Raw genomic sequence first — 21031 nt, 5'->3', positions numbered from 1 at the left:
TGCCGGCGATTAAAAAACCGCTTCGCCGCTGACTTGGTTTCACGGGCACGACCCGGCTGCCCAATTTCTCGATGAAAGTTCTCCCGCCGCGCGAGTAGTAGGAGGGCATTGTCACAACCCGTTCGATCAGGCCAGCCACCGTTTCTGGTCCCGCCTTCCAGGCCTCCTGCTTGTCCCCCTCTCCACCACGACGCAGATAGTCAACTGCCTGCGCGGCCGTTCGCTTTACGCCGCGCAGCGGGACGGCCTCGCCTGCGCGCATTTGCATCGACGGTCCTGAATGTGAAGGACAACAAATAGTAATTCAACGCAAATTTGACGGGTTTAAAAATGCGCCCGTAGTACTTCGGTTTCCCCACCTGAGGCATGAGTCCGCAAGGCGCCCCCGCACCAGGCGAGGATCGGTTCATGTCCGCGAACAGCAATTGGATGAACGATTTATGAAAGAAACGCCATCAGCTAATTCCACTTCCGCGCCGCGGACGGACGACGAGCGCTTCGTGCGCATCGAACGTGTCGTCAAGAAGTTCGGCGAGAGTGCCGCCGTGGATAACGTGAGCCTCGACATCGCGAAGAACGAACTGTTCGCGCTTCTCGGCAGCTCGGGCTGCGGCAAGTCCACGCTGCTGCGCATGCTAGCGGGGTTGGAGACGACCACCGCAGGCCGCATCTTCGTCGATGGGGAAGACCTCGCGACGCTGCCGCCCTACCGGCGCCCCGTCAATATGATGTTCCAGTCCTATGCGCTCTTCCCGCACATGACTGTCGAAGCGAACGTTGCATTCGGTCTCAAGCAGGAAGGCGTTCCGAAGAACGAAATCAGGGAGCGCGTGGCCGACGCCCTCAATCTCGTGCAAATGACCCGCTACGCGCAACGCAAGCCTCACCAGCTCTCCGGCGGCCAGCAGCAGCGCGTCGCGCTCGCCCGCTCGCTGGTCAAGCGTCCCAAGCTCTTGCTTCTCGACGAGCCCATGTCCGCACTCGACAAAAAGATCCGCCAGAAGACCCAGCTCGAGCTCGTGAACATCATCGAAAAGGTCGACGTCACGTGCGTGATGGTCACGCACGATCAGGAAGAGGCGATGACGATGGCCAACCGCCTCGCCGTGATGAGCGAAGGTCGCATCGTTCAGATTGGTACGCCCAATGACGTCTACGAGTTCCCGAACAGTCGCTTCTCCGCTGAGTTCGTCGGCTCAACTAACCTATTCGAGGGCCGCGTGGTGGAGGACGAGCCGGATCACATCTTCGTCGAGAGCGAAGACCTCGAAGCGCGCTTGTACGTGAGCCACGGCATCACGGGACCACTCGGCATGCCCGTGGGCATCTCGGTGCGCCCCGAGCGCGTGCTCGTGACGCGTGAGAAGCCGGCCACGCCCCACAACTGGGCGCGCGGCGTGGTCACCGACGTCGCCTACATGGGCAGCTACTCGCTCTATCACGTGCGCCTTCCCGGCGGCAAGGCGGTCGTCTCGAACCTTTCGAGCTCGCAGCTCATGAGCGAGGGAGCGCCCGCCTGGAACGACGACGTCTACGTGTCCTGGTCGCCGGCCAGCTGCGTCGTAGTCACGCAGTAAGGAGAGCACCGTCCATGAGCTCCTCCATCGCTCGCGCGTTCTCGCGCTTCGCGCCCTCGGGCCGCATCACCGTCATCGGCGTGCCGTTCGCGTGGCTCACGCTGTTCTTCGCCGTACCGTTCGTGCTAGTTCTCAAGATCAGCTTCGCCGACCAGATGATGGGCGTTCCGCCCTACACGAATCTCGTCGAGATAAAGGATGGCATGGTGCATTTCGCGCTGCAGCTCGGCCACTACGCCTTCCTGCTGCAGGACGACTTGTACATCGCCACCTACGTCAGCTCCGTCAAGATTGCGGCGATCTCCACGCTGCTTTGCCTGCTGATCGGCTACCCGATTGCCTACTACATCGCGCGTTCGAACCCGGCCACACGCAACCTGCTGATGATGGGCGTGATGCTGCCGTTCTGGACCTCGTTCCTGATCCGCGTTTATGCATGGATCGGCATCCTCAAGGATGATGGCCTGCTCAACCACGCGCTGATGGCCGTCGGTCTTATCCACTCGCCGCTGCACCTCTATCACAGCAATGCGGGCGTCTATATCGGCATGGTCTATTCCTATCTGCCGTTCATGGTGATGCCGCTCTACGCGCACCTCGTCAAGATGAACCTCACGCTGCTGGAGGCCGCGTACGACCTCGGCGCCAAGCCATGGGTGGCCTTCACGAAGATTACGTTGCCCCTGTCGAAGAACGGGATCATCGCCGGCAGTCTGCTGGTCTTTATTCCTGCGGTGGGCGAGTACGTGATTCCCGAGCTGCTCGGCGGCGCGGACACGCTGATGATCGGCCGCGTCATGTGGGACGAGTTTTTCAACAACATGGACTGGCCGATGGCGTCGGCCGTGACGGTCGCGATGGTGCTCCTGCTGCTCGTACCAATGGCCCTCTTTCAGTACTACCAGGTCAAAGAGCTGGAGGAACGCAAATGATCAAGCCAAACCGCATCCTTTCCACGAGCGTACTCACGCTCGGATTTCTGTTCCTGTACATCCCGATCATCAGCCTGGTGGTGTACTCGTTCAACAGTTCAAACCTCGTCACCGTCTGGGCCGGTTTTTCATTGAAGTGGTACGGAGCTGTGCTGCACGACGCCGAGCTGCTCGCCGGCGCGTGGCTGTCCCTAAAGATCGCCTTGCTGACCGCCTTTTCTTCGGTAGTGGTCGGCACCTGGGCGGGCTTCGTGCTTGCACGCATGGGCCGCTTCAAGGGCTTTACCTTGTTCACGGCAATGATCAATGCGCCGCTCGTGATTCCTGAGGTGATTATGGGGATTTCGCTGCTGCTGCTCTTCGTGGCCATGGAGCAGGTGTTCGACTGGCCTGCCGGCCGCGGACTAGTGACGATCTGGATCGGCCACGTGATGCTATGTGTCTCATTCGTGGCGATCATCGTGCAGTCGCGCATGAAAGAACTGAACCTGGCGTTCGAAGAAGCCGCACTCGATCTCGGCGCCACGCCATTGAAGGTGTTTTTCGTCATCACGCTACCCCTTATTTCGCAGGCGCTGGTCTCGGGGCTGCTCTCCTTCACGGTCTCGATTGACGATCTGATTCTGTCGGCGTTCCTCTCAGGCCCGGGCTCGACCACGCTGCCGCTCGTCGTCTATTCGCGCGTGCGTCTCGGCCTGAATCCGGAGATGAACGCGCTCGCCACGATCTTCATTTGCCTTGTCACCACCGGCGTGGTGGGCGTGAACCGTTGGATGCAGAGTCGCGAACGTAAGCGCATGCGCGACATCCACCGGGCGTTTATTTCGGAGGCGAACGAGGATCAGAAGAGGGCGCCCGCCGCTGGAAAAGCGCCCAGCAAGCTCAATCCGGCCAAGGTTTGATTCACCCTGCTTCATTACGTGATTCGCAATAAGACCAATCAGGAGAACAATGAATGAAAAAGAAGCTAATCTGCCTCATGGTGGCCGGTGTCCTGCCGGCTGTCGCCGTGGCGGACACCACCAGCGACGAGATCAAGACGCTTGAGAAACAGCTTCAGGCGCTGCAGAAGGAGGTGAAGCAACTGCGGGCAGGACAGATGGCCGCCGGGACGGGGAAGAGCGCGGGCGCTTCCGATGCGGGACCGCCTGTCGCAGCGCCGGCCGCGGTGGATGCGTCCTCGCCTGACTACGGCAGCGCGCGGGCCCAACTGACGAACGACGAAGTCGACCAGATGAAGCAGCAGATCTCAAACCAGCAGTTGAAGGTCGATGCGCTCACGGACGCGGCCACCACGGGTCCGATCGCCGGCCTTTCGGTAACGGGCTACCTGGACCCGACCTACATCTATAACCGCGGCCTCGGCAGCGCGTCGTTCCTGTTCGCGAACCATGCGAGCGAGTACCAGTACTACAACAGCACGTTCGGCGACGTGTTCCTCGACATCAAGAAGACGTTCGGCGTCGGCCCGCTCGCGCCGTCGGCGGAAGTCACGCTGATGCCCAATCGCGGCTATGGCATCTCGCTGTTAAACGAGCACAACAGCACCGCCTCGGACATACTGAATACGGCGGTGATTACAGTGCCGTTCTCGATGACGACCTCGGTCGTCGCGGGTCTGATGCCGAGCTTCGGCGGCTATGAGGTGCAGCAGTCCACCCAGATGCTGACCCTCACGCACAACCTGCTGTATGACTTCTCGGATCCAGGCGCCTACGTGGGCGTGGGCCTGAACTACATGGGCGAGGGCAGCAACTGGGCGTGGAAGTTCATGCTCGGCAACGAACAGTTCCACACGTCGGGCTCGCAGATCCAGACAGGCACCAATGCGTTGGGCGACCCGGTCACGACCAGCAACAGGGTGCCGACCTTCACGGCGCGCGTGGACTATACGTGGTCGGGCGCGCTCGACATCGGCGGTTCGTTCAATATCGGCCGCCAGACGCTGATCCAGGGCGTGGGCCCGAACGGCAATCCGCTACCGGTCTACGGCGCGGGCGGCCAGTCGTCGAGCCCGTTCGGTACGTTCTTCTTCAGCGAAGCCGATATGACCTATCAGACCGCGGATATGCAGTACAACGCGGAACTCGACTACGGCCAGCAGGGGAATGCGGCATACAACGGCGGGACGGCGCAATGGTATGGCCTGTCGCTCCTCGCCAACCGCAAGTTCCACGTGCCAGGCCTCGGCCGCATGGGCGTGACCGCGCGCTACGACGTGCTGGCCGACCAGAAGAACGGCGGCGGCGCGAGCAGTATCCTGCTAAACGGCAACGGCATGGACCCGTACAACGGCTTCGGCATTGGCGCGAGTTGCCTCGCGGCGTCGAAGGCGAATGGCGGCTATGGGTTTGAATGCAAGGGCTCGGTGCGCCAGGATGTAGCGCTGGACCTGCTGTTTTATCCGACGCAGCAGATCACGATCAAGATGGAATATCGTCACGACTGGTCGACGCACGATACATTCCTGCGCAGCGACGGCTCGTATGCGAAGTCGAACGATCTCTTCGGTACTCAACTCATCTACGCGTTCTGAGTCTACTGGCGATGCAGTCGGACCGGTCGGTACGACGGTCCGCTTTTCGTTGCGCGCCCAGCATGGCACATTTCATTAGGCGCGGCTCCTACGGCAAGTGGGATCAAGCTGGTTGCGCCGCAAACTCCCATTCCCATCAAACTTTCTACCGCGACAAACATTGGCGTAACCGGCGGCAGAGCCGCCGGTTACCGAGACATCAGTCAGTCTTCAGCTTCGCCCAAAGACGGTTTTGCAGACGCATGAGGTCGGCCGGCAGGGGCGTGCTCACGTAGAGCTTGCGATAGACTTCGGGCGGCGGGAACACCGCCGGATCGGTGAGCACCTCGGGACGCACAAGCGCCTTCGCGGACGGCACGGCGGAAGGGTACGACGTGTAGTTCGTCAGATTTGCTGCCTCCTGGGTCGAAATGACGAAGTTGATGAACTTCATCGCGTTCTCGGGGTGCGGCGCACCCTTCGGAATCGCCATCATGTCGAACCACAGCGCCGTGCCTTCGTTCGGAATCACGTACTTGATGTGGTAGGACTTTTTCGCCGACACGGCAGCAAGGCGCGCCGAGTTCACGTCGCCTGACCAGCCGAGCGCGAGACAGATGTCGCCGCCCGCGAGGTCGTTGATGTAGCTTGCGCTGTTGAACTGCGTGATGTATGGACGGATCCCTTTGAGCAGCTCGTAGGCCTCCTGATAGTCCTTGGGGTTGATAGTGTTGGGGTCTTTCTTCAGATAAAAGAGCGCCATGCCGAATGCGTCGAGCGGAGAGTCAAGCAGGGAGATGCCGCAGCTCTTGAGCTTCTGCGCGTACTTCGGATCGAACAGCAACGCCCAGCTATCGAGCGGCACATCGTTGCCGAGGGCGGCTTTGACCTTCTCGACGTTGATACCGAGACCATCGCTGCCCCACGACCATGGAATGCCGTACTGGTTGCCCGGATCGTCCTGCCGAAGGATTTTCATGATTTCGGGGTCGAGCAGGCCGTAGTTCGGAATCTTCGACTTATCGATCTTCTGGAAGATGCCGGCCTGCATCTGGCGCGCCCAGTACATGTCGGAGGGCACCACGACGTCGTAGCCCGAGTTGCCGGACAGGAGCTTTGCCTGCAGCGTATCGTTCGAATCGAACTCCTGATATTCGACCTTGATACCTGTGGCCTTCTCGAAGTTGGCGATCGTGTCCTTGCCGATCGAGTTGCCCCAGTTGTACACGTTCACAACCTGGTCTTCCGCCCTCGCCGACGGCATGGTCTGCCATGCGAGGCCTGCGAGCGCAAGCGCTGCACAGATTGCCTTCATTCTCCTTGCGATTTTCCTATTCACTCGTCGTTCCTCCGCAGTCTAATGTGACCGCCCGGTTCGGGCGGCATGGTTTGGGCTGCGAAGAAATGTAGCTGGAGCAAAATCCCCGGTCTGCCCCCCCGCAGGCAGGGCAGACACCATTGCGATTCAACGCCGAAGCGGCAAGGGAATGACCCGCGGCGGGCAGGCCTGGGAAGAACATGCCTGGCTGCCGCCGTCGGCTCCGCCAGGCGCAACTGGCGGTGGAGCCGCCAGAGAGGGGAATGTTAGCCGACCTTGAGTTTGGCCCAGAGACGGTTCAGCAGGCGCGTGAGATCCTGCGGCATCGGCTTGCTCACGAACATCTTGCGGTACAACTCGGGCGCAGGAAACACAGCGGGATCGGCCAGCACGTCGGGACGCACGAGTGCTTTCGCCGCCGGTACGGCCGTCGGATACGACGTGTAGTTCGTCAGATTTGCTGCCTCCTGGGTCGAAATGACGAAGTTGATGAACTTCATCGCGTTCCCCGCGTGCGGCGCATCCTTCGGAATCGCCATCATGTCGAACCACATCGCCGCGCCTTCGTTCGGAATCACGTATTTGATGTGGTAGGACTTTTTCGCCGATAGCGCAGCAAGGCGTGCCGAATTTACGTCGCCTGACCAGCCGAGCGCGATACAGATGTCGCCGCCGGCGAGGTCGTTGATGTAGCTTGCGCTGTTGAACTGTGTGATGTATGGACGGATCCCTTTGAGCAGCTCGTAGGCCTCCTGATAGTCCTTGGGGTTGATAGTGTTGGGGTCTTTCTTCAGGTAGACGAGCGCCATGCCGAACACGTCGACGGGCGAGTCAAGCAGGGAGATGCCGCAGCTCTTGAGCTTCTGCGCGTACTTCGGATCGAACAGCAACGCCCAGCTGTCGAGCGGCACATCGTTGCCGAGGGCGGCTTTGACCTTCTCGACGTTGATACCGAGACCGTCGCTACCCCACGACCATGGAATGCCATACTGGTTGCCCGGATCTTCCTGCATGAGGATCTTGAGAATCGTCGGGTCGAGCAGGCCGTAGTTTGGAATCTTCGACTTGTCGATCTTCTGGAAGATACCGGCCTGCATCTGGCGCGCCCAGTACATGTCGGAGGGCACCACGACGTCGTAGCCTGAGTTGCCGGACAGGAGCTTTGCCTGCAGCGTATCGTTCGAATCGAACTCCTGATATTCGACCTTGATACCTGTGGCCTTCTCGAAGTTGGCGATGGTGCCCTTGCCGATCGAATTACCCCAGTTGTACACGTTCACAACCTGGTCTTCCGCCCTCGCCGACGGCATGGTCTGCCATGCGAGGCCTGCGAGCGCGAGCGCTGCACAGACTGCCTTCATGCTCCTTTCGATACTACCCTTCTTCATTGGTCCTTCCTTCATGGCTTAAAGGGACCGTCCGACGCGGACGGCGTGATTTGGATTCAAGAGAATTTAGCGAGCACGCACTCAGGCCGCGAGATGGTGGACGATGGCCCGGTAGGCGCAGAGCGCGAGGGCGTCTGCCGCGTCGTCAACGGGCAGCGGCTGCGCTGAGAGCCGGACGATCACGACGCCTGCGGCCGGGTCGATGTAGATCCACTGACCGTGAATGCCGATCGCCATGTAGGGGCTACCCGATTCGCCGGTGACGTACCACTTGCTGCGATAGCGTCCGCCCGGCAGGAAATCGGCCCATGTCGAGTGGTCCCACGCAGCGCGGCTGCCGTTGGCGAGCACGTCGTCGATCCACTCGCCGGGTACAACCTGACGGCCGTTCGCCACACCGCGGCAGCGCACCATCTCCGCGAAGCGCGCCAGGTCGGCGAGTGTCGCGCACATGCCAGCGGCGGCGCGAGGCGCGCCGAGCCGGTCGAGCGCCATATAGGCATCGTGCCGTGCGCCGATAGGTGCCCAGATGTGCCGCGAAAGCAGCGCGTCGAGCGGCTGCGCCGCCGCGCTTTCGAGTACCCAACCGAGAACGTCGGTGGTTGGCGAGTTGTAGTGGAAGACCTCGCCGTGGGCGCGCTCGCCGCGCTTGAGTTCGGTGAGGAAGCGCCGCAGATCGATCGGGTCGCGTTCGCTCGGCGGATTCCAGCCCATAGCGCGACGGTAGCGCAAGAAGTTGCCGCTCGTGTCGAGATAATCCTCCGCGAAGTCAATGCTCACAGTCATGTCGAGCAAATGGCGCACCGTGGCGCCATCGAATGCGCTGCCGCGCAGTGCGGGCACGTAGTGCGTGACGGCCGCATCGACGTCGAGCAACCCGAGGTCCGCCAGCACGCCCGCAAGCAGGCCGACAACCGATTTCGTCACCGAGAAGATCAAATGCGGCGAGTCCGGCGTGAGGCCATGGTCGTAGCGCTCGGTCACGATCGTGCCGTGCTGCATGACGAGGAAGCCATCGGAGCTCGTTGCCTTGAGCATGCGCTCGAGTGTCCACGTTTCGCCGGCGGGCGTCTCGAAGGTCAGCGTGCCGAGATCGGTCATGCGTGCAGGCTCCGCTGCGAAAGTGCTGGTGCCCCGCGGTTCTCCGTGGATGGGCGCGGTGGGCAGCAGACGGCGGACGTTATGAAACGCCCATTGGCTGTACGGCGCGGTGCGCCAGTTTGAGAGGGTAACCTGGTCCTCGGCGGGCACGGGTGCGCCGCACATGATGCGTGACATTGGCCATCTTCCTTTGGGTTAAGTTGCGGGCCACTATAGAGACGCCCCATGTGCCGGTCTGCCCCCCCGCGGAGGGGGCAAGGCCCCTTTGGTCCCCACGTGAGCGGGGGGCGCCGGTACGATGCGGCGTTGCCGTTGCGCACTGTGCATCAGCTTTGCGACTTCATGCTGCCGCTCGTCGTGCAGCATGTGCGGCTCGCGAGCGCCGCATCACAAGCTGAGGAAGTCACACTCGCGCAGCGTTTTGAGCAACGGCTCGCGAGCGACGGTGTGGCGCTCTCCCAGCGCGAACGTTTCTTGTGCCGAGCGTTGCTGGAAGGGCGCCAGGTCGCACAGATTTAATCCATGACTGGAGGAGAATACAGATGCAGTATGCTGACGCCGTTTACCTCAACGGAACGCTCTATACGGCGGACACCAGCCGCCGCTACGCGAACGCGCTTGCGGTGCGCGATGGCAAGATTCTCGCCGTCGGCCACGACGACGAAATCAGTGCCCTCGCGGGGCCGGCCACGCGGCGCGTCGATCTGCGCGGCGCGCTGATGCTCCCGGGGCTTATCGACGGTCACGTGCATCCGATCCAGGGTCATCAGATCCTCGGCGATTTCGACTTGTCAGGCGTGAACGACCCGCAGATCATCCTCGCGCGCATCCGCGCCTGTGCGGAGGCCACGCCCGACGAGCCTTGGGTCTATCTGGGCGGCGCGAACCTCGCCGCATTCGGCGCCTATCCGACCCGCCAGGTGCTCGACGAAATCGTGCCGGACCGTCCGCTCCTCGTCGTGAGCTTCGACGTCCATAGCGGCTGCCTGAATTCGAAGGCTCTGGAAGTGCTTGGCATTACGAAGGAAACCCCGGAGATGCAAGGCGGCGTGCACGAGCGCGACGCGGCCGGCACGCCCACGGGGGTGGTCCATGAGGCCGCGTTTTACAAGATCTGCGGGCGCGTGCCGCAACTGAGCCCGGACGGTTACCCGAAGGCGCTCGGCAAGGCGCACCGCATGGCGCATGGCTACGGCATCTCCGGCTGGTTCGACGCCCATGTCGAGAAGGCGGAACTCGAGGCCTATGCCTCCGCCCAGCGCGCGGGCACGCTCAAGGCGTACGTGAGCGCGGGCCTAATGGCCAGCCCGCGCGGCGACGCGCGCGAGACGATCGAGCGCTTCGTCGCATGGCGCAAGGAGTACGAATGCGACATGCTGCGCCTGCATACGGTCAAGATCTTTATAGACGGGGTACCCGAATCCAGGACGGCGGCGCTCCTCGAGCCCTACGCCGGCACAGAGGATTACGGCCTCACGCTATGGTCTCAGGACGCCCTCAATGAAATCGCGCAACTGGCCGACGCGGCCGGCTTCGACCTGCACTTCCACACGCTCGCTGACCGGGCGGTGCGCATGGGGCTCGATGCGCTGGAATACGTGCAGCGCCGCAACGGCATGCGCGACCGCCGCGCGCAGTTTGCCCATCTGCAAGTGGTTGATCCCGCCGACATGGGGCGCTTCCATCAGCTAGGCGCGATTGCGAGCGTGCAAGCTCTTTGGGGTGCTGCGCGGCCCGAGCAGCAGCAGTTTTACGCTGACCTGTTCGGCCCGCAGCGCGCCGCGCGCAACTACCCGTTCCGCAGCCTGCGCAACGCGGGCGCGCTGCTCGCGGCGGGCTCGGACTGGTCGGTGACGACGATGGACCCGCTGCAGATTATCCAGACCGGCGTCACGCGCGTGCTGGTCGACGAACCCGGCGGCGCGCCGTGGAATCCGGACGAGCGTCTCGATCTCCTCACGATGCTCGATGCCTACACGATCAACGCGGCGTATGCGCTGCGCTTCGACGATTGCACGGGTTCGTTCGAGCCGGGCAAGGACGCGAGCTTTGCGATCCTCGACCGCAATCCGCTGTTGCACCCGATTGAAGAGCTGACGCAGGCGCGTGTGGTGGAGACGTGCTTCCGCGGCGAAGTCGTTCATGCGGAGAGCCGGGCCGAGTGAACTCAGCCCCCGGGCGCTATGCCTCCATCAGCTCTGAAGTTATGAACGACTCCCGCGCTGGTTTTGTCGGATCAGGCCACCCGATCCGACGAATGTTGATGAGTGTGTCTCGCCCGACGTCTATCACGTGACCCATAGCCATTTCGATTGATTTCGATTACCAAACAGCGGGCGTTTTAAAAAAGAGGCACTGCGATGGGTAGTCGCAGTGCCTTGAACTACTCTCAGACGTGAGAGGAGGAAAACTGTTGCGCGAGCGCCTACAAAACCAATCGCTCAACGGCCACAGGCGTGCCTTGGTGTGCCTGCACGAACTCGATGATCGCATTTCCGGCTGAGTCCGGCGTTACCGCGATTCCTTCGCTGGTTCCAGCATAACTAACGCCGTTTTCCCCAAGGACTTGCTCCGTTATTGCAATGTCACGAACCTGAACTTGCAGAGCGATTCCGTGGGGCTTTTCTGTGTAACTGACCGGTAGACCTACAGCCGAGAACCGTTCCTCTGCCTGTTGCGGTGTAAGCGCGACGACCTTGCCGCAGCCCGTATCAGCCTCGACATGTCCGTCGACACGAACTGTCTGTTCCCCACCAAATAGCTTCGACCATCTTTCTTCCAGTGGGCGCAGGTCGCGCGCCACGTAAACGACCTCCAGCACTGCATTCGCGCCATTGGGATGATCCTGCCAGTCCTTGCGCCAGATGAATTCCGGGCGATGCTGCTGGCACAGGAAGTTCGAAACGTCGCCCAATTCAGTGTCCATAATCATCCCAAGGGAGACCACCGCCTCGTCCGGAGTGCCATCGGCCCTGGTCAGCTTGCGACGGAAATCGACGCGTTGTTGTGTCGGCAAGCCGCTCGCCTTGACTGCAGCAAAATCACCTTCGATATCTTTGCTGTGCAGCGAGACAAGCCCAAGTCCTTCGGAACGAGCCAGAAACTCACCCAAGGTTCGGCCGTAGCAAAAACCGTCCACTTCGCCGGTGCCGAATTTCGAAGGGTCGTCGACTCCGATGAGCTCGATGAAGTTGTTTTCGAACATCATCAGCGTCAAGACCGAGCCCCAAGGATGGTATGAAATCGGGCTTGGCGAGAAGCCAAGGCGAATGAACTTCTCGACCGCCTCGGGATGGTTGCGAACGGAAATCACCGGGTGGTCAATCCCGAGCCGATGCTGATTAGGAGGAATCATCCGTCAGTCCTGATTTATGGAGAGGGCTGTTATTTGGAAGGCGCAGTTATAGCGGCATACGTGCCGGAAACCGGCTTGATGACTTTTGCTGGAACGCCTGCGGCAATCATGCCTGCCGGAATAGACATACGAACGAGGCTGCCAGCAGCAATGACTGCGCCTTCGCCGATTTCAATGTTTCCGAGTATCGTCGCGTTGGCCGCGAGCGTAGCGCCCCGGCGCACTTTGGGATGCCGGTCGCCAGCTTCGGCGAAAGTGCTACCCAGTGTTACGCCATGCCAGATGCTGACGTCGTCTTCGACTACGGCCGTCTCGCCAATAACGATGCCCATTGCGTGGTCGACGAACAGGCCTTTGCCGATTCGCGCAGCAGGATGAATATCGACGTTATATGACTTCGCGCACCAGTTCTGCAGCAACACCGCGAATGTCTTCTCGCCCGCAGTCCAGTACGCATGCGCAATGCGATGGAACTGGACTGCCAGGACGCCGCGAAATGACAGGAAGGCGGTGAGCGCGTTTGGGCAGGCGGGATTTGAGGACGAAATTCTGGCGATGTCAGCTGCAGCCCCAACGTCAAGCCCTCTCTGTCTGGTGACGGCGCTGAACTCTTCGGAGAAGTCAGGTAGCGTGCCGTCGGAGCGCACGAGCTCCGCCGCCAGAAGAGACGCGAACGCGTCGCCCAAAGTCTCATGGTTCAACACAGCTGCGTCGAAGTACCGTCGCAACATCGGCCGCAACTGTGCTTCCCGCTCCGCTTCGGCGCGAACTGTCTCCCACAGCGCCTGGGGGTCGATAGTAGTCAAGACATGCCTCCTTTTGGTAACAGTCTGCGATGTCCAAAAAGAACAGCAAATGCCGCCGAATCAAAAATTTGTTCTGAAAATTAGATGGCTGAGGCTGCGCCGGGCTTGCGTGTGGCAACCGCGAAGTCACCGTGTGCTCGCAAGTCCAAGCCGCACCTTGGGTTTAACGGAATGCCTTCATTTGCGACGTCATCATCTGGAGCATCTTGTTCGAAGCGACAGATAGCTTGCGTCCGACACGGGTGACCAGATGAGCTTCCGCGTTCTGAAAAATTGGATGGTCAATGTCAATCGCGTGAAGTTCGCCTGCGGCCATTTCAGTCGTGACCGCGAATGCGGGCAGGACGACAACGCCAAGGCCAGACCTTGCGAACTGCTTGAGGATGTTGATGGAGTTCGTCGTCACAATCGGGTTCAGGCGTATTTTTTCTGCAAACTCTACGGCCTGAAGCATTTGCCGAGTTCCGTAGGTCGGATGCGTTGCGGCGATCGGATAGGTTGCCAGTTCCTGCACGGTCATGGATTTCTGTTTGCTTGAGCGCGGGAAATTCGGTCCGACGATGGCCATCATGGGCTGGCGCTTGAGTGCGCGAGAGACGATCTTCGGCTCGGCGGGCGGGTTGTAGACGAGCCCGATTTCGCCCTCGTCCTCCGAGATTCGCCGCATCACATCGTTCGTGCTACCCAGGTCGAGATTGACATTGATCGCCGGGTACAGCTTGCAAAACTGCTGCATCGGGCCCGACAGGACGTCCGACACGAAGCCTTCCCCGAGCACCACGCTGACGTGGCCGGTTCGAAGTCCGCGCAGCTCCTGCAATCGGGAGATTAGGTCGTCCTTGTGCGCGAGTTGCTCGCGGAAATACTCGATGAGGTATTCGCCCGCCTCTGTCGGCTTAACGCCGCGTGCATGTCGCTCGACCAAAGTCACGTCGAGCTCCGACTCGAGTAGCCCAATCTGCCGGCTTACTGCCGACGGCGCAACGTTCAACCAATCCGCAGCTGCGCGAATGGTGCCGCATCGAACCGCCTCAAAAAAATAGACGATTCGGCTTTCTGTAAGGTTGTCTGCCATAGCTTACTGTTCGAAAAAACAGAACGATTCCAATATTGGCGTTTATTGATTATAGGGTCCCAAAAGCCGACTATGGCAACTCCAAAAACGCAAACGGCGACAAATAGATGTCTCTATTCGGCCGGCAGCGTCATCGCAACGGAGTGCACTTATGAAGACGGTTGGTGTCATCGGACTTGGAAACATGGGGCGTGGAATGGCCCTCTCGCTCAAGCGCGGCGGTTACACCGTGCTGGGTTTCGACGCAGCTCCCGGCGTGGCCGGCAAGCTGGAGGAGGAAGGCGTCTCTGCCCGCGCGACCATTGCAGACATCACACGTGACTCCGACGTTCTCATTCTTTCCCTGCCCACCTCCGCAATCGTCGAAGAGGTCGTTCTGGGCAATGGCGGTGTGGCAGCGAGCGCAAAGCCGGGCCTCATCGTTGTGGATACCACGACAGCCGACCCGAACAGCACACGCAAAGTCGCAGCGGCTCTCAAGGAAGTGAAGGTCGGACTGGTTGACGGCCCAGTGAGCGGCGGACCGAAGGGCGCGGCCACCGCGACCATGACCATGGTTCTTGGCGGCTCCGATGAAGATGTCGCGGCAGTTGAACCCATCCTCGCTGTGATGAGCGCGAAGCGGGTCCACGTCGGCCCGGTCGGCGCAGGTCATGTCACGAAAATTATCAACAACCTGCTGACCGGCATCCATCTGCTGGCTACGAGCGAAGCTGTGCGCGCAGCTGAGTCAGTGGGTGTGGACCCAGAGAAGCTGATTGAAGCGCTCAGCGGCGGGTCGGGCAAGAACAGCGCGACGCTCACGAACTACCCAACCTGGATTTTCAACAACAAGTTCGACTCCGGCTTCACGATGAAACTGATGCGCAAGGATGTCCGTCTGGCAATGGACCTCCTGAGCAGCCAGGGCGTGAGTGCTCCTATCGCTGTCGAGGCGGGCCGCCTGTGGGCCGAAAGCGCGAAATCAATCGGCGACGCTGAAGACTTCAACCGCATCGTCCAATTCATCGAACAAAAGTAACCGGGTCCAAGGAGCATCGAAATGGAAAACAACGCAGCTGAAAACCTGCTGGCCGCATTTGCCCACTTCTTTCCGAACGCAAAGACCATCGGCTCGTTTGTCGGTGGAGAACTGGTCGAAGGTACGGGTGAACTCATCCAGTTGTACGACGCGGCGACCGGCAAGCCGAGCCTTGCATACAAGGACGGCGGTGCGGCAGTGGTTGAACTCGCGGCCGAGGCGGCTCAGCGCGCGCAGAAGCAGTGGTGGGCGCTGACTCATGCTGGACGCGGTCGCGTCATGTTTGAAATCGCTCGGGAATTGCGGAAAGACACCGAGAACCTTGCGCGGCTGGAGTCGTTGGGTTCGGGCAAACCGATTCGCGATTGTCGCGGCGAAGTTGCCAAAGTCGCCGAGATGTTCGAGTACTACGGCGGCTGGACGGATAAGTTCTATGGCGAGGTCATCCCTGTACCGACGTCGCACCTGAACTACACGCGCCGCGAGCCGGCCGGAACGGTTCTTCAAATCACGCCGTGGAACGCACCCGTCTTCACGTGTGGATGGCAACTGGCACCGGCAATCTCGATGGGGAACGCCGTTTTGCTGAAGCCGTCTGAACTGACGCCGTTCACGTCGCTCGTGGTCGGCATGCTGGCGGAACGTGCAGGTGCGCCGAAGGGGCTCATCAACGTGCTAGCCGGGCTTGGCCAGACGGTGGCGCAGGCCGCGATTGCGCACAAGGCAATCAAGAAAGTTGTGTTTGTTGGCTCACCGGCTACGGGTGTGCGAATCGCCGAAGCCGCAGCAAAGCGTGTGCTCCCATGTGTGCTGGAGCTTGGCGGGAAGTCGGCGAACATCATTTTCGGCGATGCGGACCTGAAGCGCGCCGCGCTCACCGCGCAGGCAGCCATTTTTGCGGGCGCGGGCCAGAGTTGCGTCGCAGGTTCACGCCTGCTCGTGCAACGCTCGGTGTATGACGAGTTTGTCGGCATGGTTGCGTCCGGCGCGAAAAAAATCAAGGTGGGCTCGCCCATCGACGACGCGACGGAAGTCGGTCCTATCAACAACCGCACGCAGTATGAGCACGTCATGAAGATGATTGCGAGCGGCGTGGCTGAGGGCGCCACACTTGCTGCGGGCTCGGTGGAACGCTCTGAGGGCGGTTACTTCGTCTCGCCGACCGTTCTCGCGAATGTCACCAACGAGATGGACGTGGCCCGCACCGAAATCTTTGGTCCGGTTGTCGCAGCGATTCCGTTCGACACGGAGGAAGAAGCTATTGCCATCGCGAACGACACGGAGTTTGGTTTGGCTGGCGCAGTGTGGACAAACGATGTGGCTCGCGCCCACCGTGTTGCCGGTCAGATTAATGCAGGCACGTTCTGGGTCAACGGCTACAAGACTATCAATGTCGCCTCGCCGTTTGGTGGCTACGGTTTGAGCGGTTACGGTCGTTCGAGTGGCGTCGAGGCGCTCTACGAATACACTCAGACCAAGAGCATATGGGTTGAAACGGCCAAAGAACCATCGACGGCGTTCGGCTACCTTTAAAGCGGAAAATGCCCTCGCCGATGCATAGCCGGCGCGGGCATTCCTGGAGGCGCGGCAATGGAAAATACGTTATACGCAGCGCGGTGGGGCGAAAGTCGGTTGAGAGGCGTGAAGCCATTTTTCTATGCCGCCGTCATTCTCCTCATCGCGGAGTTCATAGGCTCCTTCACGTTCAAGATCGGACCGGGCAAGGTCGTGCTGCTGCCGATGATTTGGGCACTTCTTATGGGCGCATTGCTCGGACTGGCTAGCGACCGGTGGGGTGGTGTTGCTCGCCTGGATGTGAAGAGCCAGTTCCTGGCCGCAGCCATTCTTCAGCCGGCCTTGCTGCTCTTCGTCGCCAAACTCGGATTGATGGTGGGTGGTGCGCTGCCGAAACTCGCTGCTGCTGGCTGGGCTCTCGCGTTCCAGGAACTTGGTCACTTTGTTGGAACAATCATGCTCGGGTTGCCGCTGGCACTCGTGCTCGGCATCAAGCGCGAAGCGATTGGCGCAACCTTCTCGGTTGGCCGCGAACCCAGTCTCGCCATCATCGGCGAGAAGTATGGAATGAATTCCGCCGAAGGTCGCGGGGTGCTCGCGGAGTATCTGACGGGCACAGTCTTTGGCGCGGTGTTCATCGCAATCTTCGCAGGATTCGTGGCAAGCCTGCATATCTTCCATCCTTTAGCTCTTGCCATGGGCTCGGGTGTCGGCTCGGGGTCGATGATGGCCGCTGCATCCGGCGCAATCGCGGCGCAGCAAACGCCGGAAATGGCAAAGACGGTGCTGACATTTGCGGCGGCAAGCAATCTCATCACAACCACCGTCGGCACGTACTTCACCTTGTTCATTTCGCTGCCGATGGCCATTTGGGGCTATCGTTTGCTCGAACCGGTTATCGGCCGCAAGAGCAAAGCATCCGAAGCGTCCAGCGTCATCGAGGAATCCCGACCAAAGTTGGGCGACGTTGAAACAGCGGCTCCGGAATTGAGTTATGGCGGCAGGCTGCTTGCGTGGGGCATCACAGCGTTGTTCGCGCTCGTTTGCGACTGGATTACCCACGGCACAAGCCCTATCGTAGCGCTGCCTGGCATGCTGATTATGGTGCTTGCAACGGTGGTGGGTGACGCATTTGCCACTGCGTCGGGAAGAAAAATTCCCGCTGTCTGCTGGGTTTCGATTGCGGCGATGTTCCTGACGTCACCATTGTGCCCCTGGGCATCACAAATTTCGGCGTACAGCGCGCAGAACGATTTTCTGGGGGTGACCACACCCATGCTCACGTTCGCCGGGCTGTCCATCGCAAAGGATATCCCCGCATTCCGCAAACTGGGCTGGCGCATCGTCTTGGTCTCGTTTGTCGCGAACGCCGGCACCTTCCTGGGTGCGACGATCGTGGCCCAACTCTTCCACGTCTAATCAATCGGCCACTACCGTTGACGTGAGCCATTCTGGCCTCGACCGAAATGGCTCGCTTTCCCTGCGATGTCCGTTCATGTACGTCGAGTGCATCCTGCCTCGCAAAACTCCCGGGCCGTTGTCCTGTAATCCATAAGCACCGATGGCCATGACATCCGCCATCCAACTACTCGACTGCGCGTAGCGTACCGCGCGACCTTTGCGGTCAAGTCAACGACTAATCCGCTAAAGGAAGTGGACGCAGTCGTTTTTTTCGAGGGACATCAGCATGGAATCAACCGTACAGACAAGTCCGGCATCTGAAATCTCGCACTCGGGCCTTGAATGGGTCAATACGTTGATGCGGATGGATACCACCAGCCGAAACTCCAATCTCGGTCTTATCGAAACCGTACGCGATTACTGCTATGCGAATGGTCTTGTCACGACATTGACGTATGACCCGAGCGGCAAGAAAGCAAATCTGTTCGCTACGGTTCCGAGCGCTGCAGGGGAGACAAATGGCGGCGTCGTCCTTTCAGGACACACAGATGTGGTGCCTGTCGACGGTCAGCAATGGAATTCGGATCCATTCTCGCCCTTGGTCAAAGACGGAAAGTTGTTCGGCCGTGGCTCTTGTGACATGAAGGGCTTTATCGGAATAGCACTCGGATTGGTGCCGCAGATGCGACAGGCATCGCTAACGAATCCGCTGCACTTCGCACTGTCCTACGACGAAGAGATCGGCTGTGCCGGTGCGCCCGTGATGCTGGCGGACCTCAAAAAGCGTGGCGTCAGGCTCGACGGATGTATTGTCGGCGAGCCAAGCAGCATGCGTGTTGTTGTCGCTCACAAGGGCATTAATGCCTACCGGTGCTGCGTGAAGGGCCATGCCGCGCACTCATCGCTGACACCCCGGGGCGTCAATGCGATTGAATACGCTGCTCGTCTGATTTGTCACATTCAGGACCTCGCAGAACGGTTCAAAGTGAAGGGGCCATTCGACAACGCATTCGACGTACCGTTTACCACCGCTCAGACGGGCACAATTCGCGGCGGCATCGCCGTGAACACGGTACCGGCCAATTGTGAATTTGAATTCGAATTCCGCAACCTGCCGGGTATCAATGTAAGCGGTATTTACGACGAAATTCGAGAATTCGCAGAGCGCCAGCTGGTTCCCAGAATGCGGCTGACTCGCGAGGAGGCGGACATCACTTTCGAGACCATCTCTACTGCACCTGCGCTCGATGTCGCCGAACAGGCTGCCATCAATGGACTTGTGCGGGCGTTGCGGCGAGACACCGATACGCGCAAGGTCGCTTATGCAACTGAGGCGGGGCTGTTCCAGAGCGCAGGGATCCCAAGCATTGTTTGTGGCCCCGGAAACATCGAACAGGCACACAAGGCTAACGAATTCGTGGAGCTGCATCAGCTCGCCGCTTGCGAGAGTTTCTTGCGGAAGCTCATCGTGAGTCTGTCGGGGAATTCGCTCTAAAGGCGAAGGGGCTGTGCACTGCGCGTTCTTCTGTCTAACCAGTGTGCGACTCGTTCCCTTGCGCGAGGTCGGCTTCGACCTGGTACCACCGGCGTTCTGTTAATTAGAACAAGTTTATGGCTTCGATGTGATGGGTGCAGATTTTTGTCCGGCAGATACTTGTCTCGCACTTGACGGCATGGGTGTCGACCGGCGGCCTGAGCCGGGACTCCAGATTCACACGGTGCAGCATCACGCGTAGAACCAGCCTGAACCGTAGTTCACGTGAACGATAGATATTGCGGTCGACTGAGTGTATTTTGCAGTGCAAATAAAGTTATAGCCATAGTTAAATAATTCGGTAAGGAGAAGACCATGAAGCTTTCGCAATCAGTCATCGCGGTCAGCAGCGCGGTTCTCGCGCTTGTATCGGCTCACTCATACGCTCAGGACGACGCCATCAAGCTTGGCTTTGCAGGCCCGCTCACGGGACAAAATGCCAATCTGGGAAAGGACGTCGAGCTCGGCGCAAAGATGGCCGTTGACGACATCAACGCGAACCCGCCAATCATCGATGGGCACAAAGCCAAAATCTCGCTTCAGGTTGAAGACGATGCGGGCGACCCACGACAGGCAACTCAGGTCGCTCAGCGGCTCGTTGACGCCGGGGTAAAAGGGGTCGTCGGCCACTTCAACTCGGGCGCAACGATTCCCGCGTCGAAAATCTATTACGACGCGCACATCCCCGAAATCACGCAATCCTCCACCAACCCCAAGTACACCCAGCAAGGGTTCGACACGGCATTCCGCCTGGTCGCGAACGACTCTCAACTTGGCTCGGTGCTCGGCAAATACGCTGTCCAGCAGCTCAATGTCAAAACATTTGCAGTTATCGACGACCGAACCGCCTATGGTCAGGGTATCGCGGATGAGTTTCTGGCGGCCGCAACAGCCGCAGGCGCAAAGCTCACAACCCGTCAATTTACGACCGATAAGGCAACGGATTTCAGAGGCGTCTTGACGGCGGTCAAAGCAGACGCGCCCGACGTTGTTTTTTACGGCGGCATGGATGCGCAAGGTGGCCCAATGTTGAAACAGATGCAGCAACTGAACATGGCATCCAAGTTCATGGGCGGGGACGGTATTTGCACGGGAGAACTTCCGGCGCTTGCGGGTACTTCGCTGCAAAGCAGAAAAGTCGTTTGTGCGGAAGCTGGCGGCATCACTCCCGAATATCAGGCAGGGATGGACAAGTTCAAAGAACGGTTCAAACAGAAGAATGGGCAGGATGTGGTCATCTACGCGCCGTACGCATATGACGCAGTCATGATTCTGGTCGATGCAATGAAACGCGCCAATTCCTCGGACCCAGCAAAGTATCTGCCCTATCTCAAGAAGACCGACTACAAGGGCGTCATCGGTGAAACCCGGTTTGATTCGAAGGGCGACGTGAAAGACGCGACACTCACTTTGTACACATACGGTGACGGCAAACGGGACAGCCTGGGCGTGCAGCACTAACTCAAGAGGTCCGTTGCGTTCCCGGCTGCTTA

Annotated in this window: 17 protein-coding genes; 11 read left to right on the top strand and 6 right to left on the bottom strand. The window is 59.9% G+C overall.

The features are described from left to right. Positions 1-440: 440 nt before the first annotated feature. Genes HHL24_RS38970 through HHL24_RS38955 form a run of 4 tightly spaced genes read left to right on the top strand, consistent with a single transcriptional unit; the run spans position 441 to position 5045 of the window. Positions 441-1577: an ABC transporter ATP-binding protein gene (locus tag HHL24_RS38970; protein ID WP_169490625.1), complete on the top strand. Its 1137-nt coding sequence runs from the start codon at positions 441-443 to the stop codon at positions 1575-1577. A gap of 14 nt (positions 1578-1591) precedes the next feature. Then, positions 1592-2509, top strand: a complete 918-nt coding sequence (locus HHL24_RS38965) for an ABC transporter permease subunit (protein ID WP_169490624.1) — start codon at positions 1592-1594, stop codon at positions 2507-2509. Next, positions 2506-3411, top strand: a complete 906-nt coding sequence (locus HHL24_RS38960; protein WP_169490623.1) for an ABC transporter permease subunit — start codon at positions 2506-2508, stop codon at positions 3409-3411. Before HHL24_RS38965 ends, HHL24_RS38960 begins: the two co-directional genes overlap by 4 nt. A gap of 53 nt (positions 3412-3464) precedes the next feature. Then, positions 3465-5045: a DUF3138 family protein gene (locus tag HHL24_RS38955; protein ID WP_169490622.1), complete on the top strand. Its 1581-nt coding sequence runs from the start codon at positions 3465-3467 to the stop codon at positions 5043-5045. A 199-nt stretch (positions 5046-5244) separates the two neighbouring features. On the opposite strand, the gene HHL24_RS38950 is transcribed toward HHL24_RS38955, so the two are convergent. The 3 genes from HHL24_RS38950 to HHL24_RS38940 all read right to left on the bottom strand — a co-directional run bounded on the left by HHL24_RS38950 (position 5245) and on the right by HHL24_RS38940 (position 9008). Then, a complete protein-coding gene (locus HHL24_RS38950) occupies positions 5245-6339 on the bottom strand; it encodes a polyamine ABC transporter substrate-binding protein (RefSeq protein WP_169490621.1) in 1095 nt (364 codons plus the stop codon). Between the two features lie 269 nt (positions 6340-6608). Beyond that, positions 6609-7730: a polyamine ABC transporter substrate-binding protein gene (locus HHL24_RS38945; protein ID WP_230417755.1), complete on the bottom strand. Its 1122-nt coding sequence runs from the start codon at positions 7728-7730 to the stop codon at positions 6609-6611. Positions 7731-7811: 81 nt separating this feature from the next. Beyond that, the gene (locus tag HHL24_RS38940) at positions 7812-9008 is read right to left on the bottom strand and encodes a serine hydrolase domain-containing protein (protein WP_169490620.1); all 1197 of its coding nucleotides are present in this window, start codon (positions 9006-9008) and stop codon (positions 7812-7814) included. Between the two features lie 129 nt (positions 9009-9137). Here HHL24_RS38940 and HHL24_RS38935 point away from each other — a divergent pair, with 129 nt between their 5' ends. After that, the gene (locus HHL24_RS38935) at positions 9138-9350 is read left to right on the top strand and encodes a hypothetical protein (protein WP_121113230.1); all 213 of its coding nucleotides are present in this window, start codon (positions 9138-9140) and stop codon (positions 9348-9350) included. 23 nt (positions 9351-9373) lie between these two features. Then, a complete protein-coding gene (locus HHL24_RS38930) occupies positions 9374-10996 on the top strand; it encodes an amidohydrolase (RefSeq protein ID WP_169490619.1) in 1623 nt (540 codons plus the stop codon). Between the two features lie 260 nt (positions 10997-11256). Here the strand turns inward: HHL24_RS38930 and HHL24_RS38925 are convergent, their stop codons facing one another. From HHL24_RS38925 to HHL24_RS38915, 3 genes are all read right to left on the bottom strand, one after another. Then, on the bottom strand, positions 11257-12186 hold the full coding sequence (locus HHL24_RS38925) for a VOC family protein (protein WP_169490618.1): 930 nt from the start codon (positions 12184-12186) through the stop codon (positions 11257-11259). A 29-nt stretch (positions 12187-12215) separates the two neighbouring features. Further along, positions 12216-12992 carry a serine O-acetyltransferase EpsC gene (epsC, locus tag HHL24_RS38920; RefSeq protein WP_206003208.1) on the bottom strand — a complete coding sequence of 259 codons (777 nt, stop codon included), beginning with the start codon at positions 12990-12992 and terminating at the stop codon, positions 12216-12218. A gap of 163 nt (positions 12993-13155) precedes the next feature. Continuing rightward, positions 13156-14067 (bottom strand): LysR family transcriptional regulator, encoded by a 912-nt coding sequence (locus tag HHL24_RS38915; RefSeq protein ID WP_169490617.1) that lies wholly within the window; start codon positions 14065-14067, stop codon positions 13156-13158. Between the two features lie 115 nt (positions 14068-14182). Between HHL24_RS38915 and HHL24_RS38910 the strand changes: the two genes are divergently transcribed. The 5 genes from HHL24_RS38910 (at position 14183) to HHL24_RS38890 (ending at position 20999) form a co-directional block, all read left to right on the top strand. Next, positions 14183-15088, top strand: a complete 906-nt coding sequence (locus HHL24_RS38910; RefSeq protein ID WP_329606812.1) for an NAD(P)-dependent oxidoreductase — start codon at positions 14183-14185, stop codon at positions 15086-15088. 21 nt (positions 15089-15109) lie between these two features. Next, positions 15110-16621: an aldehyde dehydrogenase family protein gene (locus HHL24_RS38905; RefSeq protein ID WP_169490615.1), complete on the top strand. Its 1512-nt coding sequence runs from the start codon at positions 15110-15112 to the stop codon at positions 16619-16621. A gap of 57 nt (positions 16622-16678) precedes the next feature. Then, on the top strand, positions 16679-18022 hold the full coding sequence (locus tag HHL24_RS38900) for a DUF3100 domain-containing protein (protein ID WP_169490614.1): 1344 nt from the start codon (positions 16679-16681) through the stop codon (positions 18020-18022). A 268-nt stretch (positions 18023-18290) separates the two neighbouring features. Then, a complete protein-coding gene (argE, locus tag HHL24_RS38895) occupies positions 18291-19499 on the top strand; it encodes an acetylornithine deacetylase (RefSeq protein WP_169490613.1) in 1209 nt (402 codons plus the stop codon). A gap of 354 nt (positions 19500-19853) precedes the next feature. Next, positions 19854-20999: a branched-chain amino acid ABC transporter substrate-binding protein gene (locus HHL24_RS38890; protein WP_169490612.1), complete on the top strand. Its 1146-nt coding sequence runs from the start codon at positions 19854-19856 to the stop codon at positions 20997-20999. The last annotated feature ends 32 nt before the right edge of the window (positions 21000-21031 follow it).

Source organism: Paraburkholderia polaris, from assembly GCF_012927345.1.
GTDB classification, from domain to species: domain Bacteria; phylum Pseudomonadota; class Gammaproteobacteria; order Burkholderiales; family Burkholderiaceae; genus Paraburkholderia; species Paraburkholderia polaris.
Note: the sequence above shows the minus strand (reverse complement) of the source record. Positions and strands in the feature narration are given on the sequence as shown.